General features: G+C 65.9%; 16 protein-coding genes. 7 read left to right on the forward strand and 9 right to left on the reverse strand.

Annotated features, from left to right (window positions below):
* Nucleotides 1-50: 50 nt before the first annotated feature.
* Entirely contained in the window at nt 51-785 is a 735-nt protein-coding gene (locus TSA1_RS04190) for a CpaD family pilus assembly protein (RefSeq protein ID WP_100175243.1), read from the forward strand.
* Nucleotides 782-2,071, forward strand: coding sequence for a CpaE/TadZ family protein (locus TSA1_RS04195; protein ID WP_100175244.1), 1,290 nt, complete (start codon nt 782-784; stop codon nt 2,069-2,071). The genes TSA1_RS04190 and TSA1_RS04195 overlap by 4 nt, the downstream gene beginning before the upstream one ends.
* Nucleotides 2,072-2,092: 21 nt before the next feature.
* On the opposite strand, the gene TSA1_RS04200 is transcribed toward TSA1_RS04195, so the two are convergent.
* Together TSA1_RS04200 and TSA1_RS04205 are read right to left on the reverse strand one after the other, a co-directional pair.
* Complete coding sequence (locus TSA1_RS04200; protein ID WP_100175245.1) at nt 2,093-2,878, reverse strand: tetratricopeptide repeat protein; 786 nt, start codon at nt 2,876-2,878, stop codon at nt 2,093-2,095.
* A gap of 79 nt (nt 2,879-2,957) precedes the next feature.
* Nucleotides 2,958-3,203 (reverse strand): PilZ domain-containing protein, encoded by a 246-nt coding sequence (locus TSA1_RS04205; RefSeq protein WP_018644993.1) that lies wholly within the window; start codon nt 3,201-3,203, stop codon nt 2,958-2,960.
* 228 nt (nt 3,204-3,431) lie between these two features.
* Between TSA1_RS04205 and TSA1_RS04210 the strand changes: the two genes are divergently transcribed.
* The 5 genes from TSA1_RS04210 to TSA1_RS04230 all read left to right on the forward strand — a co-directional run bounded on the left by TSA1_RS04210 (nt 3,432) and on the right by TSA1_RS04230 (nt 9,800).
* Nucleotides 3,432-4,970, forward strand: coding sequence for a YifB family Mg chelatase-like AAA ATPase (locus tag TSA1_RS04210; RefSeq protein WP_100175246.1), 1,539 nt, complete (start codon nt 3,432-3,434; stop codon nt 4,968-4,970).
* Between the two features lie 108 nt (nt 4,971-5,078).
* Complete coding sequence (locus TSA1_RS04215) at nt 5,079-5,546, forward strand: hypothetical protein (protein WP_100175247.1); 468 nt, start codon at nt 5,079-5,081, stop codon at nt 5,544-5,546.
* A 121-nt stretch (nt 5,547-5,667) separates the two neighbouring features.
* Nucleotides 5,668-7,893 carry a PAS domain-containing hybrid sensor histidine kinase/response regulator gene (locus TSA1_RS04220; RefSeq protein ID WP_174718747.1) on the forward strand — a complete coding sequence of 742 codons (2,226 nt, stop codon included), beginning with the start codon at nt 5,668-5,670 and terminating at the stop codon, nt 7,891-7,893.
* 104 nt (nt 7,894-7,997) lie between these two features.
* Nucleotides 7,998-8,627: a histidine phosphatase family protein gene (locus TSA1_RS04225; protein ID WP_174718748.1), complete on the forward strand. Its 630-nt coding sequence runs from the start codon at nt 7,998-8,000 to the stop codon at nt 8,625-8,627.
* Between the two features lie 114 nt (nt 8,628-8,741).
* The gene (locus TSA1_RS04230) at nt 8,742-9,800 is read left to right on the forward strand and encodes an AI-2E family transporter (RefSeq protein WP_174718749.1); all 1,059 of its coding nucleotides are present in this window, start codon (nt 8,742-8,744) and stop codon (nt 9,798-9,800) included.
* A 4-nt stretch (nt 9,801-9,804) separates the two neighbouring features.
* Here TSA1_RS04230 and TSA1_RS04235 read toward each other — a convergent pair whose 3' ends face one another.
* From TSA1_RS04235 to TSA1_RS04265, 7 genes are all read right to left on the reverse strand, one after another.
* Complete coding sequence (locus TSA1_RS04235) at nt 9,805-10,044, reverse strand: hypothetical protein (RefSeq protein WP_100175250.1); 240 nt, start codon at nt 10,042-10,044, stop codon at nt 9,805-9,807.
* Between the two features lie 199 nt (nt 10,045-10,243).
* On the reverse strand, nt 10,244-11,200 hold the full coding sequence (coaA, locus tag TSA1_RS04240; RefSeq protein ID WP_100175251.1) for a type I pantothenate kinase: 957 nt from the start codon (nt 11,198-11,200) through the stop codon (nt 10,244-10,246).
* A gap of 27 nt (nt 11,201-11,227) precedes the next feature.
* A complete protein-coding gene (locus TSA1_RS04245; RefSeq protein ID WP_100175252.1) occupies nt 11,228-11,554 on the reverse strand; it encodes a phosphoribosyl-ATP diphosphatase in 327 nt (108 codons plus the stop codon).
* A gap of 78 nt (nt 11,555-11,632) precedes the next feature.
* Nucleotides 11,633-12,406, reverse strand: a complete 774-nt coding sequence (gene hisF, locus TSA1_RS04250; protein ID WP_100175253.1) for an imidazole glycerol phosphate synthase subunit HisF — start codon at nt 12,404-12,406, stop codon at nt 11,633-11,635.
* A 10-nt stretch (nt 12,407-12,416) separates the two neighbouring features.
* Nucleotides 12,417-13,154 (reverse strand): 1-(5-phosphoribosyl)-5-[(5-phosphoribosylamino)methylideneamino]imidazole-4-carboxamide isomerase, encoded by a 738-nt coding sequence (hisA, locus tag TSA1_RS04255; RefSeq protein ID WP_100180961.1) that lies wholly within the window; start codon nt 13,152-13,154, stop codon nt 12,417-12,419.
* Nucleotides 13,151-13,801, reverse strand: a complete 651-nt coding sequence (gene hisH / locus TSA1_RS04260; RefSeq protein ID WP_100175254.1) for an imidazole glycerol phosphate synthase subunit HisH — start codon at nt 13,799-13,801, stop codon at nt 13,151-13,153. The genes hisA and hisH overlap by 4 nt, the downstream gene beginning before the upstream one ends.
* Nucleotides 13,798-14,328, reverse strand: coding sequence for a DUF2628 domain-containing protein (locus TSA1_RS04265; protein ID WP_100175255.1), 531 nt, complete (start codon nt 14,326-14,328; stop codon nt 13,798-13,800). The genes hisH and TSA1_RS04265 overlap by 4 nt, the downstream gene beginning before the upstream one ends.
* Between the last annotated feature and the right edge of the window lie 44 nt (nt 14,329-14,372).

Consider the following 14,372-nt stretch of genomic DNA (forward strand, 5'->3'; position numbering starts at 1 on the left):
ACGGACGGTTTGGGGACCGGGCAGGACACGGGGCAAGAGGGGACCAGGCGATGACGACAACATCTGCCGATCGACGTCGCAGCTTGAGAATCGCGCTGGCACTGACGGGCCTCTCCGTCATGCTGGGCGCCTGCAACACCACCGGCGAGATCGTCACCCAGACGGTGCCGACCGACTATCGCCAGCGCCACCCGATCGCCGTGCAGGAAGGCAAGAAGTCGATCGTCATCTTCGTCGGCAAGGCGCGCGGCGGCCTCTCGGCCGCGCAGCACTCGGACATCGCGGGGATCGCGCGGGACTGGGTGCGCGAAGGCACCGGCTCCGTCGTCGTCGACGTCCCCGTCGACATCGCGAATTCGCGCGCGGCGGCCGCGACCTATCGGGAGATCCGCTCCGTGCTCGCATCCGGCGGCGTGCCGTCCCGCGCCATCGTGCAGCATCCCTATCGTCCTGAGGATCCCGGACTGCTGCCCACCATCCGCTTGAGCTATTCCAGGATCGCCGCGGTCGCCGGCCCTTGCGGGCTCTGGCCGGAAGACATCGGGCCCAACATCCTCGATCCCGGCTACAACGAGAACCGGCCCTATTTCAATCTGGGCTGTGCCAGTCAGCGCAATCTCGCGGCGATGATCGACAACCCCGCCGACCTCGAGCAGCCGCGATCCGAGGCGCCCGCCTATACCGCCCGACGCGACATCGCCTTCGAGCGTTACCGCAAGGGTACGGCGATCTCGACTCCCTCACCCGAGACCGACAAGGCCAAACTCAGCGATATCGGCAAATGACAGCGCTTCACGAAGACGACGCGGACGATCCGCGGCACCCCGAGGAACACATTGCGCCGGTCCCTCGCATCTCGGTGCAGGCCTTTTGCGAGACCGAGAAGACACTCGCCGCGGTGACCGCGGCGGGGCAGGACCGCCGGCTTGCCAAGGCGCACCTCACCGCCAAGGACGGCGGCCTCGCCGCGGCGATCGAAGTCTATGAATCGATGCCGACGCCGAACGTGATCGTGATCGAATCCGACGGCACGCGCGACATCCTCGAAGGGCTCGACGACCTCGCCGGCGTCTGCGATCCCGGCACCCGCGTGGTCGTGATCGGCAATCCCAACGACACCGCGCCCTATCGCGAGCTGGTGCGCCGCGGCGTCAACGACTACGTCGTCGGCCCGGTCGAAACGCTCGACGTCGTCCGCTCGATCTGCAGCCTGTTCTCCGCCTCCGAGGCCATCATCACCGGCCGCGTCATCGCGGTGGTCGGCGCCAAGGGCGGCGTCGGCGCGTCCACGGTCGCGCACAATGTGGCCTGGACCATCGCCCGCGACCTTTCGCTCGATTCGGTCGTGATCGATCTCGACCTCGCCTTCGGCACCGCGAGCCTCGACTACAACCAGGACCCGGTGCAGGGCATCGCCAACGCGGTGCTGTCGCAGGACCGCCCGGACACGGCGCTGATGGAACGCCTGCTCGCCAAATGCACCGAGCGCCTCAGCCTGCTCGCGGCGCCTGCCACGCTCGACCGCGTCTACGACTTCGGCGCCGAAGCCTTCGACGCCGTGTTCGATACGCTGCGCATGACCACGCCCTGCATCGTGCTCGACGTGCCCCACCAATGGTCCGGCTGGACGCGGCGCGCGCTGGTGAACGCCGACGACATCGTGATCGTCGCCGAGCCGGATCTGGCGAACCTGCGAAACACCAAGAACATGCTGAGCGTGCTGAAGGCGGCGCGGCCGAACGACCGGCCGCCGCTGTACTGCCTCAACCAGGTCGGCATGCACAAGCGCGCCGAGATCGAGGTCAAGGCCTTCGCCAAGACCATGGAGAGCCAGCCGATCGCGGTGATCCCGTTCGATTCGAAGCTGTTCTCGACCGCGGCCAATAACGGCCAGATGATCGCCGAGGTCTCCAAGAACCACCGCACCACCGAGCTGTTTCAGAACATGGCGAACCGCCTCGCCGGCCGCGGCGAGGTGAAAAAGCCGAAACGCTCGCTGCTCGAGCCGCTCTTGAAGAAGCTGAAGGGCAGATCAGGCCGCAGCTCCGCGCCGCATCGCAAGGCGTCATAGGCGTACGCCAAAAGCGGCGGACTACTTGTCCGCCCGCTGCTGCTTCTTTGCCAGCAGCTGCCGCAGCGCCGTGACCTTGGCCGCGGCCTGGTCCGGCGGCAAATCTGCCTTCACGAGGATTTCCGCCTCGGCCTCGCGGCCCTGCAATCCCAGCACGAGCGCCAGATTGGCGCGGACCCGCACATCGTTCTGATTGCGCTGATAAGCGCGGCCAAGCACCTGTTCGGCCCTCGGCAGATTGTTCTGCAGCATATAGGACAGGCCGAGATTGGACAGCACGGTCGGCTCGTCCGGCACGATCTTCAACGCCGCGGCGTAATATTGCTGCGCTTCCTCGTTGCGGCCGAGCTGATCGAGCGCGGCGCCCTGCGCCGACAGGATGCGCCAATCGGGATCCTCAGGCGAATGCGCGCGGCCGAGGACGTCGAAGGCCTGCTGGAAATTGCCGTTGTCGGCGAGGGCGCGGCCGTAGCCGGCGAGCAGCGCCTTGTTGCCGGGATGGGCGAGCACGGCCTGCTCGAGCACCGCGACCGCCTGAGCGCGCTGGCCGCCATCGCGCAGCGCCTTGCCGTATTCGATGGCAATCGCGGGATCGCTGGGCTTGGCCCGGTAACGCTCGCGCAAGGCGTCCATGTCCGGCCTGCCGCGGGCCTTGTCATTGGTCTTGGCGGCGGATTCCTGCTTGCCGCCGAGCGCGCCGGTGACGTCCTCGATACCGGTGGTCTGGCAGCCGCCAAGGGCAAGGATCAGGACGGCGGAACACAGATATCCCGCCGGCGGAAAGGCGAGGGACAAACGCTTGAACATACTCTGATCACTCGGCGACTGATCAGAGATGCTTGCCGATTAACGCTAAAGTCCCGTTAAGGACGGAAGTCCCCGCGTCTCAATCGACGAATTCGGCACCGAATTCGCAGCCGATGCGCCAGCGCAGGCGGCATTGGCGGGAATAGTCCGGCGCGAAGATGATGGTGAATTGCGGCGGCACTTCCAGAAATTCCGCCACGACCTTCACGCCGCCATCCGAGATATCGGTGATGGTGCAGTCCCGCGGCAGCGAGCCCGCGCCAAAATGGATCTTGGCGAGCCGGCTGCACACCCGACGTTCGCTTCTCCGGCGATTTGCAAGCATTTGAACTGTTCACCCGTTAGACCACGGCCCATCCCGCAGGCCTAGGAGTAGCGGACATTCGTTGGGATGTGCTGAGGACGGAGGGCAGCATTCGAGGCGTAGTGTCTCGGCCGTGTTTACGACTGGTTAGGACTTGCAGCTTCTCCCAGAGCGTTCCCGTATTGTTCTTGCGGACTGCGCCCGGCTCTGCTACCCCTAATTGTGCGAGAGGGGCAGGCTGGTTTGAGCATGGTTCAGCGGGTTTCCACCGTCGCCTTTGAGGGGATCGAGGCCCGCGCGGTCGACGTGCAGGTGCAGGTCGCCCCCGGCCTGCCGGCGTTTGCCATCGTCGGTCTCCCGGACAAGGCGGTGTCGGAGGCGCGCGAGCGGGTGCGCGCGGCGCTGATCGCCTCGGGGCTGGCGCTGCCGGCGCGCCGGATCATCGTCAACCTGGCGCCGGCCGACCTGCCCAAGGAGGGCAGCCATTACGACCTGCCGATCGCGCTCGGCCTGATGGCGGCGATCGGGGCGATTCCGCCGGACGCGCTGACCGGCTTTACCGTTCTCGGCGAGCTCGGCCTCGACGGATCCATCGCGCCCGTGGCCGGCGTTCTTCCTGCCGCCATCGGCGCCAATATGCGCGAGGAAGGACTGATCTGCCCGGCCGCCTGCGGCTCCGAGGCCGCTTGGGCCAGCCCGGACATCCAGATCATCGCCGCACAATCGCTGATCCAGATCGCCAACCATTTCAAGGGCACGCAGGTGCTGTCGCGTCCTTCGCCGAAGGTGCATGAAGCAGCAAGCTCCACGCTCGACCTGCGCGACATCAAGGGCCAGGAAAGCGCCAAGCGGGCACTGGAGATCGCGGCTGCCGGCGGGCACCACCTGCTCATGATCGGCGCGCCCGGCGCCGGCAAGTCGATGCTGGCGGCGCGGCTGCCCTCGATCCTGCCGCCGCTCTCGCCGGGCGAGCTGCTCGAGGTCTCGATGATCGCCTCCGTCGCCGGCGAGATCGAAGGCGGCGCGCTGACGGCGCGGCGGCCGTTCCGCTCGCCGCATCATTCCGCAAGCATGGCCGCGCTCACCGGAGGCGGCATGCGCGCCAAGCCGGGCGAGATCTCGCTGGCGCATCAGGGCGTGCTGTTCCTCGACGAGCTGCCGGAGTTCGATCCACGCGTGCTTGATTCACTGCGGCAGCCGCTGGAGAACGGCGAGGTCGCGGTGTCGCGCGCCAATCACCGCGTCACCTACCCTGCCCGCTTCATGCTGGTCGCGGCGATGAATCCGTGCCGCTGCGGCAACGCGTTCGAGCCCGGCTATGCCTGCAAGCGCGGCCGCATCGACCGCTGCACCGGCGACTACCAGGCGCGCATCTCCGGCCCGCTGATGGACCGCATCGATCTGCGCATCGAGGTGCCGGCGGTGACCGCGGCCGATCTGATCCTGCCGCCGCCGACGGAAGGATCGGCCGAGGTTGCCGCGCGCGTGGCGGCGGCGCGCGACATTCAGCTCGCGCGTTACGCCGATGCCGGCCTGCCAAAAGTCCGCACCAATGCCGAGGCGCCCGCTTCCGTGCTGGAGGAGATCGCAAAGCCGGACCCGCAGGGACAAAAACTGCTGCGCGAGGCCGCCGAGACGATGCGGCTGTCGGCGCGCGGCTACCACCGCGTGCTGCGGGTGGCGCGCACGCTGGCCGACCTCGATTCCGCCGACAAGATCGGCCGGCTGCATCTTGCTGAAGCGCTGTCCTACCGCGCACTCGCGGAGGATGTGCGGCAGCTGGCTTGATCATTTAAGCGCATCAACCCGGCGGTAACGAGTTTCCTTTACGCTCTGCAAACCATAAGGCCCGCTCATCTCAGTTGCGAGTTCCCGGGGCCTGGCGAGTAGAGTGTCATGTTGCGTCTCAAGATCCTGGCCTCGGTGGTTCCCCTGTTGGCGGCTGCGGTCTTCGCCCGCGCGGAAATCGGATCGGTCTCGCATCCCTGCATCGCCCTGGGCGACACCTCGGTCGAGCTCACGTCGCTGTTCTGGGCCGCCGGCGTGCATGTCGCCTTCACCGAAGATCCGGCGCGCGCCACTGTGCGGGTTCAGATCACCGACGATGCGGACGCTGCGGACTTCGCCGTGGTCGACGACGGCCTCGGTTCCGAGCCGGACTCCTGTCAGGCCAGCCCCTCGACGCGCCTCGTCTCGATCGCCGCTCAGCCCGTCGACGGCGGCCAGGTGATCTATCTCTCCACCGACGGGCCGGCGGATTACCGCATCTATGTGCGCTCGAAGTCGTTCTCGCAGCGCGAGGCGGCGGCGCTGATCGTCGGCGCCCATGGCGGCCATCGACATCTCCAGGCCGCCTCGCTGTAGGCCGTTAATATCTCGTCAACCCTGTTAGGAGGCGGCACCGAAGCCTCAAACTGTTTGCAAGGTCGACGGGCCATCGTCGCACGCGGCAGTGGTGGGGTTTCGGACAACAGTCGGGGTGACGATGGGTCGGACGTTCCGGATCAAGGTGCGCATGCGCCGTTTCAGGCGAAAGCACCCCCGCATCGCCTTTGCGATCCGCTCCTTCGTGATCTTCTCGGCGACGTTCGGTGGCGCCTATGGCTTCGTCTCGGGCAGCCGGTCCGAGACCTCCGGCTACGATCCCCACGCCTTTGCGATCGGCGCGAGCTTCCTGTTTGCGCTCGCCTGTCTCGGCCTTGCGACGCTGAGCATGCGTCTGCGTTTCGTCAACAAGCGGATGCGTACGCTCGCTGCCCACAACGAGGCACTGATCGACCGCAATTGGGAGCTGAAGGAAGCCGAAGAACGCGCCCGCAGTCTGTTCGAGCAGCAGGGCGACCTCATCGTTCTGCGCGACACCGATGGCCGCATCACCTTCGCCAATGAGGCCTATTGCGCGCTGGCAGGACAGGCGCGCAACGCGCTGGTCGGCACGCGCTTCGACTTCGACGTACTGGAGCAGGGCGATAGCGCGCGCGAGAGCAACGGCACGCGCGTCCACGACCAGAAGATCGCAACCCCGCTCGGCGCGCGCTGGATCGCATGGCGCGAGGGCTATGTCCGCCTCGATGCCGGGCAACCCGCCGAATTGCAGAGCGTGGGACGCGACGTCACCGACCGCACCGAGACCGAGCGCGCTCTGTCCGACGCGCGCGACCAGGCCGACGCGGCCAACCGCGCCAAATCGCGCTTCCTCGCCATGGCCTCGCACGAGATCCGCACGCCGCTCAACGGCATCATCGGCATGGGCGGCCTGTTGCTCGACACCAATCTGACGCCGGAGCAGGCGACCTATGCCAAGGCGGTGAAGACCTCGGGCGAAGCCTTGATGGCGCTGATCGAGGAGTTGCTCGACTATTCCAAGATCGAGGCCGGCAAGCTCGACCTCGAGCAGCGCCCCTTCGCACTCGCGACCCTGGTCGAAGAGATCACCGAGCTGCTCGCGCCCCGCGCGCAGGCGAAGGAGCTCGAGATCGCTGCCTATGTCGACGAGCGTCTGCCGCTGGAGGTGATCGGCGATTCCGCGCGACTGCGCCAGGTGCTGCTCAATCTCGCCGGCAACGCCATCAAGTTCACTGGCAAGGGCGGCGTGGCGCTGATCGTCGAGCCCGGCATCTGGCCGAACGAGATCAGCTTCCTGGTCCGCGACACCGGCATCGGCATCGCAGCCGAAGCCCAGCAACGCATCTTCCGCGAATTCGAGCAGGCCGACGAGCGCGTCGCCCGCACCTATGGCGGCACCGGGCTCGGCCTTGCCATCAGCGAGCGCATCGTCAAGCGCATGGGCGGCCGGATTACGCTCGCGAGCGAGCCGGGGAAGGGCTCGACCTTCGAGATCGCAGTGCCGCTTCCGCCGTCGCAGGCGAGCGCGGGGCAGACCGCCTTTCCAAGCCCCGATCTCACCGGCAAGTCGATCCTCCTCGTCGCCGACGGCATCGAGGCCTCGCTGATCGCGCGCCGCCTGGAACGCTGGGGCGGCCAGACCTGCCTGGTTGCGGACGCGGCGGTCGCCGAAGCGCTGCTGCCGGAACGCTCCTGGCACGCGCTGCTGGTCGATCGTGCGATCGGCCCTGGCATCGCCGACCAGCTCGGCGAAATGGCCCGCGCACATGCGCTGCAGCGCCTCGTGCTGCTGACGTCGAGCTCGCGGCATGAGAAACTGTCGCCGGCCTTCACCGGCTTCCTGGTGAAGCCGCTGCGAGCGGCCTCCCTTGCCGCCCGCCTCGCGCTGACGCCAGAGGTCGCCTCGCCCGATCTCGCGCCGGAATCGACCGCTGAAGCTGCCGGCACGACAGCCGCAAAGGGCCTGTCGATCCTCGTCGCCGAGGACAACGAGATCAACGCGCTGCTGATGCGCTCGCTGCTGACGAAGCTCGGCCATCGCGTTGTCATCGCCATCCACGGCGAGGCCGCGCTGGAATCCTGGCTCGCGGCGTCATCGGCCGGCACGCCCTACGATCTCGTGCTGATGGATATCCAGATGCCGCAGCTCGACGGCATCGAGGCGACCAAGCGCATCCGCGCGCATGAGGCCGCCACGGGCGGCCACCACACGCCGATCCTCGCGCTCACCGCCAATACGCTGGTGGAAGATCGCTATGCCTGCTTCGAAGCGGGCATGAACGGATTCCTGATCAAGCCGCTCGATCGCGACAAGCTGGACGAAGCGCTGGCAGGGCTGGCGGCGTCGCGGCGGCTGGCCGTCTGATCGGGCGTCTCGCGGAACCGCGATCCCATCCGGCAATCGACAATTGAATTCGGCCGCGTTGCGCGTCACCATCCTCCGGGGGCATTTGCCGGAGGATTTCGCACATGACTGTGCTGTGCCGCCTCGCATTCATTGTCCTTCTCGTCGGCTTCTCTCGACCCGCCGCGGCCGATACACCGGAGCTGATCGCCTCGCTCAAGAAAGGCGGCTACGTGCTGATCTTTCGGCACACCGCGACCGACGACAGCCAAAAGGACATCTACCCCTTCAAGTTCGACGACATGAGCGCCCAGCGCCAGCTCAGCGAGAAGGGCAGGGACATGGCGCGCCGGATCGGGGCAGCGATCAAGGAGCTCGCGATCCCGATCGGCGATGTCTACACCAGCCGGCTGAACCGCGCGATCGAGGCCGGCAAGCTGATCTCCGGCCGTGAGGTCAAGCCGATCGATGCCTTGACGGACAGCAGCAACGCCAGCGCGTCGGGAATGGCAAACCCGGCCGGCGCCAATGCGAAGGCTGGCCAGGCCGTGCGTCAGCTCGTCGACGCGCCGCCGAGGGCCGGCTTCAACACGTTCCTTGTCACCCACAAGACGAACATCGCCGATGCCTTCGGCAAGGATGCCGGCGACGTCCAGGAGGGCGAGGCCTTCGTCTACAAGGCCAGCGGTTCCGGTCCCGCCACCTTTGCGGGGCGCATCAAGATCGCCGATTGGACTGCCAAGACCGGCAAGTGATCGACCACATGCGATTTTATCGCTGGCGCGACGGAGGCAGGGCGTGGCTTGCCGCTCCGGCACGGTCCTGTGCTACCAACGTCCCGTAAGGTGCGACTGGAGGACCGGCGGCACGTGAGAACATCGGAAGACCGCTCATTTCTCGTCTGGCTTGGCGTGATTACCCTCGCCTTCGGCTGGCTGCTTTGGCCGTTCTCTGGCGCCCTGTTGTGGGCCACCCTGCTGGCGATCATCTTCGCGCCTTTCTATCGACGCTGCCTGGAACCGTTTCCGGAATGGCGCAACGCTGCCGCACTTTCCACCGTGATCGTCGTGGTCGTCATGGTCCTGATCCCCGTCGGGGTCGTGATTGCTTCGCTCGTCGACCAGGGAGGCGAGCTCTATCAGCGCGTTCAGACTGGCGAGATCAATCTGGCTCATCCCCTGCAGCAACTGAAGGCGGCACTGCCGGACTGGGCCGCGTCCTTGTCGGACCGCTTGGCCGGCATCGATCTGACGGCCCTGAAAGAACGCTTGTCGAGCCTGGTCGTCCCGGCCGGCCAGCAGCTGGCCGGGCACGCGATCAACATCGGTCAGCTGACGCTGGAGTTCGTCGCGAGCCTGCTTGTGATGCTGTACTTGCTGTTCTTCTTCCTGCGCGACGGTGACGAGCTGAACTTGCGTATCCGCGACGCGCTGCCGCTGCGAGCGAGCCACACCGCCAAGATCCTCGATGCGTTCACGCTTGCGGTTCGCGGCACGATCAAGGGGATCATCCTGGTTGCCATGATCCAGGGCGCACTCGGCGGCCTGATCTTCTGGCTGCTCGGCCTGACTGCGCCGCTGCTGGCCGGTGCCGTCATGGCGCTGCTTTCGCTTCTGCCGGTGGTCGGCTCCGCCATGGTCTGGGTTCCGGCCGGCCTCTATTTGCTCGTGTCAGGCGCCGTCACGAAGGGAATCATCCTGCTCGCTTTCGGGACCTTCGTGATCGGCCTTGCCGATAATTTTCTGCGCCCAATTCTGGTCGGACAGTCGATCCGGATGCCGAGCTATGTCGTGCTGCTCGCGACCCTGGGTGGCCTTGCGACCTTCGGAGCGAACGGCTTCGTCATCGGCCCGCTCGTCGCCGCAATGTTCCTGACCGCGTGGCAGATCTTCGTCGGCTCCAAGGAGCGTCAGGAGGCTAGCAAGTGACGTGTCAGGCGGCGTAAGCCATGAAGCGCGGCGCGGATAGCTTGTCAGGCGACCGCTGGGTTCCCTGGAAGAGGGTGTCTGTCTGCGCGGTCCGCTTGCAATGCGGGCAGACGAACAGATGCGCGATGATCGGAACCGGCTCGTCTGCGAGCAGCTCCGAGCGAAACCACCTCATCTCGATGTGGCAGTCCGGGCAGGTCGGCGCTTCAAGCTGCTCCGCAGCACTTCTGAGACGATCAACCATGGACCCCCCGCGTTTTCGAAGGTCATAGCCGAATACCTTTTGGCGGTCTGCAACAAAAGGCACCTTTGTCCGAACCGACCCGCGCCTTCTAGAGCATTTTCGGTTGAATCAGAACCGAAGCTCTAGATTCTTGTTTTAACGCGTTTTCTTCACGCGAACCGGCGTCCACTTCGCTCGAAAACGCTCCAGGCCGCCGCGATCACAGACGTCTGAGCGCGACGCTCTCCACCGCGTGATCCGCGCCCTTCTTCAGGATCAGTGTCGCACGCGGACGGGTCGGCAGGATGTTGTCCTCGAGATTGGCGAGGTTGGTGCGCTCCCAGATCGCCGTGGCGGTGGCGGTGGCCTCCTCGTCCGAGAGCAGCGCATAGCGGTTGAAATAGGACTTCGGATTGGTGAACGCGGTGTCTCGGAGCGCCAGGAAGCGCTTGATGTACCATTGCCGCAGCGCCGCCTCGTCGGCATCGATATAGACCGAGAAGTCGAAGAAGTCGGAGACCACGGGCACCGCCTTGCCGTCGCGCGGCAGCTTGCCGGTCTGCAGCACATTGACGCCCTCGACGATCAGGATGTCGGGCTGGTCGATCTCGGCCCATTCGTTCGGCACGATGTCGTAGGTCAGATGCGAATAGACCGGCGAGCGCACATGGCGGCGGCCGGACTTGATATCAGAGAGGAAGCTCAGGAGCAGCGGCAGGTCGTAACTCTCCGGAAAGCCCTTCTTCTGCAGGATGCCCTGCTGTTCGAGCAGAGCCTTCGGGTAAAGAAACCCGTCGGTGGTGATCAGTTCGACCTTCGGACGCGGCGACCAGCGCGCCAGCAAGGCCTGGAGCACGCGGGCCGTGGTGGATTTCCCGACGGCGACCGAACCGGCGACCCCGATGATGTAGGGCACCTTGCGGTCGCGGATGTTGAGAAACTGGCGCTCCGCGTAATACAGGCGCTGCATCGCATCGACATAGATCGAGAGCAGGCGCGACAACGGGAGATAAATATCCTCGACTTCCTTGAGATCGAGGCGGTCGTGCAGCGAGCGCAACCGGTCGAACTCGCCCGGCTCCAGCGTCATCGGCGTATCGTCACGCAGCCGCGCCCACTCTTCGCGGGTGTAAACGCGGTACGGATTATACTGCTGCTCGGGTGCGCGGATATCCATGACGCGACCTTTCCGTTAAGAGCTCGACTAGCTGCCGCTCTTGCGAGACGCTTTCTCTTCCAACCCTGACATATTCGTCCGCTTGTCCAGCGTCGCCTCGACCTCTTCCAGCTTTACGCCGCGGGCCTTGAGCAGGACAAGGAAATGATAGAGCAGGTCCGCGCTTTCGGCGATCAGATGCGCGCGATCGTTTTCGACTGCTGCGATTACGGTTTCGACTGCTTCCTCGCCGAACTTCTTGGCGCAATGCTCGGCACCCTTGTCCAGAAGCTTGCGGGTATAGGAGGCCTCGCCGCCGGCGGCGGCGCGGGCGTCGATGGTCTCGGCCAGATCGTGGATGGTAAAACGCGGCATCGGACTTACTCGGACACACTTGAGGCCACGGAGGCCATTCCCCGCCGGCCTATGTAGCATTTTTGCGATCGGGAGTCGTCAGGCATCGAGGCGCATCGCCAGTCCACGCCGGGCCATATGCTCCTTGGCTTCGCGGATGGTGAATTCCCCGAAATGGAAGATCGAGGCCGCCAGCACGGCCGTGGCGTGTCCGTCGCGGATGCCGTCGACGAGGTGATCGAGATTGCCGACGCCGCCCGAGGCGATCACCGGAACGGGAACGCTGTCGGCAATGGCCCGGGTCAGCGGGATGTCGAAACCCTGCCTGGTGCCGTCGCGATCCATCGAAGTGAGCAGGATTTCGCCGGCGCCGAGCGCGACCACTTCCTGGGCATATTCGATGGCGTCGATGCCGGTCGAGTTGCGGCCGCCATGGGTGAAGATCTCCCAGCGGTCGCCGCCGGGGCGCTTGACCCGCTTGGCGTCGATCGCGACCACGACGCACTGCTCGCCGAATTTCTCGGCCGCTTCCTTGACGAACTCGCGCCGCGACACGGCCGCGCTGTTGATCGAGACCTTGTCGGCGCCGGCGCGCAGCAGCGTCTTGATGTCGTTGACCTCACGCACGCCGCCGCCGACGGTGACAGGCATGAAACAGGCCTCCGCGGTGCGGCGGACGACATCCAGCATGATGCCGCGGTTCTCGTGGGTGGCGGTGATGTCGAGGAAGGTGAGCTCGTCGGCGCCGGCGGCGTCATAGGCGATCGCGGCTTCGACGGGGTCGCCGGCATCCCGGAGATCGACGAAGTTGACGCCCTTGACGACGCGGCCGTCCTTGACGTCGAGGCAGGGGATCACGCGCACCTTGAACATCGGATGTCTCCTAGGCGGCGCGCGCGTTGCGGATCAGGGTGAGGGCGGCGGCGGGATCGAGCCGACCGTCATAGAGCGCGCGGCCGGCGATCGCGCCGGCAAGTCTCGATGCGCGCGGCGTCAGCATCGCCTTGACGTCGTCGATCGAGGCGAGACCGCCGGAGGCGATCACGGGAATGGAGATGGCGTCGGCCAGCGCGATGGTCGCGTCCAGGTTCAGGCCCTTGAGCAGGCCGTCGCGCGCGATGTCGGTGAAGATGATGGCGGCGACGCCGGCATCCTCGAAACGCTGCGCGATTTCCAGCACCGTGACCTGCGAGGTCTCGGCCCAGCCTTCGACCGCGACCTTGCCGTCACGCGCATCCAGCCCGACCGCGACGCGGCCGGGAAATTTCTTCGCCGCCGCCTTCACCAGTTCAGGGTCGCGTACGGCGGCGGTGCCGATGATGACGCGGGTGATGCCCTTGTCGAGCCAGGCTTCGACGGTCTTGAGATCGCGAATGCCGCCGCCAAGCTGCACCGGGATCCTGATCGCCTTCAGCATCGCCTCGACGGCTTGCGCATTCACCGGCTTGCCGGCAAAGGCGCCGTCGAGGTCGACGACGTGGAGATACTCAAAGCCCTGCTCGACGAAGCTCTGCGCCTGCGCGGCCGGGTTGAGGTTGAACACGGTCGCGCGCGCCATGTCGCCTTGCTCCAGGCGCACGCACTGGCCGTTCTTGAGGTCAACAGCGGGGAAGAGAATCACGGTTTCCATCGCAAAAAGTTCGAGATCAGGGCCAATCCAAAACGCTGGCTCTTCTCGGGGTGGAATTGGGTGCCGATGGCGGTGTCCTTGGCGACGATCGCGGTGACGGGACCGCCGTATTCGGCGCGCGCGAGCACGTCCGCCTCGTTGGCGGCGTTGAGGTGGTAGGAGTGCACGAAATAAGCGTGCTGGCCCTTGGGGCCGAGCGGCAGCTTGTTCAGCACCGGATGCTCCTGCAGCAGGTCGAGCGTGTTCCAGCCCATGTGCGGGATCTTCAGGCTCTCGTCGCGCGGCGTGATCTTCTCGACGTCGCCGCCGATCCAGTTCAGGCCTTCGGTGATGACATGCTCCTTGCCGCGGCTTGCCATCAGCTGCATGCCGACGCAGATGCCGAAGAACGGCCGCGCCTTGACCCGCACCGCTTCGGTGATCGCCTCGACCATGCCGTTGACGGCGTCGAGGCCGCGCCGGCAATCGGCAAACGCGCCGACGCCCGGCAGCACCAGGCGGTCGGCCTCGTAAGCCTGATCGGGATCGCTGGTGACAAAAACCTTTTGCGGATTTTCGAGACTGCGCGCGGCGCGCTCGAACGCCTTCGCTGCGGAATGCAGATTGCCGGAACCGTAATCGATGATGGCGACGCTCATCTTGACCCTCCCGGTTCTGGAAACAACCCGATGATGCCGCCGGCCGGAATCGGCGGCGGGTTCGAGAATTGCTGACCCGGCGTATGGCGGGTCGGCGGCGGGCCGCCGCGATCGACGGCCCATTGATCGTTGACGATGCCGTGCTGCTTCTGGCTCCAGCGCTCGAAGAAGCGGCGCTCGGCGGTGTCCTCGTCGTCGGCAACCACCACGTCGAGCTGCCGCCATTTGCCGCGCGACAGCGTCCAGCGGCGCAGGCTCGAGGCCTCGAGGCCCGTCAGCAGGGCAACGATGAGATCGGCGAAGAAGATCGAAGAGCGACCGATACCGAGGCTGGACAAGCCCGCATTGAACGCGGCGACGAAGATCAGATAGCCGATCAGCGCCAGCCAGAGCCGGTTCCACAGCAGCCAGAACGGTCCGAAGACCATCGCCCAGAAATGAAACCCGTCGCGCACGAACACGAACTTGTCGGTCGCGCGCAGATCGGCTCCGGCGGGGGAGGGAGCATGAACTGTATAGACAGGCATGGTGATGCCCCGTTCCTAGGGATTCAGTGATACCGCAAGCGGCG

Source organism: Bradyrhizobium nitroreducens, from assembly GCF_002776695.1.
Taxonomy (GTDB): domain Bacteria; phylum Pseudomonadota; class Alphaproteobacteria; order Rhizobiales; family Xanthobacteraceae; genus Bradyrhizobium; species Bradyrhizobium nitroreducens.